The organism is Lysinibacillus zambalensis (assembly GCF_040183165.1).
GTDB lineage: Bacteria > Bacillota > Bacilli > Bacillales_A > Planococcaceae > Lysinibacillus > Lysinibacillus zambalensis.
The window spans coordinates 1-1,922 of the sequence record NZ_JBEGDG010000054.1; the positions used below are offsets into that span (position 1 = coordinate 1).

Consider the following 1,922-nt stretch of genomic DNA (forward strand, 5'->3'; position numbering starts at 1 on the left):
TGGGTTGCGCTTTTTAGTATAGCATGAAGTGTTTATTAATTTAAAAGATTTTTATTGACAATCTATTAGCTGGTTTAATTAAATAAGCCTATTTTATTGGACGTCGTCAATTCTTCCCATGAATTTTGGTATGGTCCTCAAAGTAGAACAATGAATAATCTTTTCTAATGTCTACTGTAAACGAGAAAATTTCCTTTGTTGATATATCCTCAAGAAGAATTTCAAATAACCCCATACCTCTACGGTAATTAATTTCCACAGCTTGTATGTTCTCTCTACTTATTTCGTAATTTGTTTCAACATAGCTTGCTGCATAATTATATGCAACAGCACTTCTCGATTTAGAATCATAATATGTATTACAAATAAAAATAACAAGTAGACAAAATATTATATTGAATATTATTACTTTCTTCATTTTACACCCCTATTCTCACCTTAAACTACCCTCCCCCGTTAGCACAAAAAGAAAAAGATGCCGCAACTACAACACATTGTTTAACTCTTTCACCCGTTAGCCATCCTTGTCGCTTAAAATCAACACTACACCACAGAAAATGAAAGATGATTACGTTCTTTCATGGGAGTTTAATAAGAACAGAGACGCTTCTTCCACAATCGCGCCCGATCGCTGAAATCGTTATTCAACTAATGCAACCGTTAATTAATTTTTATTAACAAACTCGTAAACTTCTTTAACCGAATTACTTGATAGTGTGTAAATAGTGTGCGTGTCTTTTGTATTCATGATGGTTCCAGATGCCTCTGTAATCCAAAGAAAATAAATTTCTTTGCCACTACTAAATTGATACTGTGGTTCTGTTGCTATGTTGACTACACCAGGCTCTTTTTTTGATTTGCTTACTGCCTTTTCAAAGATAGCTATTTCTTCCGATTCTTTTAATTCTAAATCAATCGTTTTAGTGTTAATGTACGCTTCCTCTTCTACATTCTTTTTAGTTATTGGTTCGCTTGTTTTAGTTTCTGGCTCTTGAGAACAGCCGACTAATGCCAAATTAATTATTGCAAATAATAAAAACTTTTTCAAAATATCCTCCCCTTTAATAATTTGGACATTAATTTTTGAATAAAGTTTCAAATCTTCTAAGCTTTTTAAATATAAACATAGATGCCTATTAAAGGTGTTATTCCGCAATATGGCCCTTTCCATGAATAAAGAAGCTTTCCCTATTACGGAAAAGCGCCTGATTGTTGTATAGCCCCTGTAATTGAAGTATAGGAACGATAAAAAATGCTGGTATACAGCTTAATAAATTGTCTCTATATACAGGTTTTTATTCTGATAACACACTCTGAAAAATCTCGAAAAGTCCTATCGTAGCTTTATTTATATAGCTTTGCATAAAAAGCTGTATAAACAATAGTCCTCGTAAAAAGGCACGAACGTTGAATTAACAACATTCGTGCCTTTTTGGTGTGTTTCCAAACTTTCATTTGGAAACGTTTATTATATTTATTTTGTATGCTTTATAGATACTGTTGCAATAAAACACAGGTTAATTTATTGACTCTAATTTTTATGTCTATTCTTTACAAAAATCTACAAATTTTTTTGCCTGTATTAAGGACATACCTGTTTGCTCTCTCAAAAACTTCACCGCTTTAATTTCACCGACTGACTTTATTTTCTCTTTTACTAAGGCAATCAGTTCCTCATTATAGATTTTAGTATAATCCATTTTTTCGCCCCCCTCGTATAATTAAAGTTTAACATTTCCAAAGCGCCGTTTGGAACAATTCTTCCCTTAACGTTGTAAATCCGCATAAATCTGGCGAGACCCCAAAAAGACAGATTATTTTAAATCTCCTTATTCCACTAAGCACCCCGTTCGTATTATAAGGTCAACCAGAGAGAAATCTGGTTGACTATTTTTTATTCAATTTATAGATTGATAGTAGCC

The 1,922-nt window shown here is 32.4% G+C and carries 3 protein-coding genes; all 3 read right to left on the reverse strand.

Going from position 1 to position 1,922, the window contains the following annotated elements; genetic code table 11:
• Positions 1 to 106: 106 nt before the first annotated feature.
• The 3 genes from ABNX05_RS25955 to ABNX05_RS25965 all read right to left on the reverse strand — a co-directional run bounded on the left by ABNX05_RS25955 (position 107) and on the right by ABNX05_RS25965 (position 1,700).
• Entirely contained in the window at positions 107 to 418 is a 312-nt protein-coding gene (locus tag ABNX05_RS25955; RefSeq protein ID WP_349662327.1) for a histidine kinase, read from the reverse strand.
• Positions 419 to 664: 246 nt separating this feature from the next.
• Positions 665 to 1,048, reverse strand: a complete 384-nt coding sequence (locus ABNX05_RS25960) for a YhfM domain-containing protein (RefSeq protein WP_349662328.1) — start codon at positions 1,046 to 1,048, stop codon at positions 665 to 667.
• A gap of 496 nt (positions 1,049 to 1,544) precedes the next feature.
• A complete protein-coding gene (locus ABNX05_RS25965) occupies positions 1,545 to 1,700 on the reverse strand; it encodes a hypothetical protein (protein ID WP_169786300.1) in 156 nt (51 codons plus the stop codon).
• Positions 1,701 to 1,922 lie beyond the last annotated feature (222 nt).

Bases quoted from the DNA above. Each gene is read 5' to 3' on its own strand.
- ABNX05_RS25965 (WP_169786300.1), bottom strand. From the start codon at position 1,700: ATGGATTATACTAAAATCTATAATGAGGAACTGATTGCCTTAGTAAAA.
- ABNX05_RS25955 (WP_349662327.1), bottom strand. From the start codon at position 418: ATGAAGAAAGTAATAATATTCAATATAATATTTTGTCTACTTGTTATT.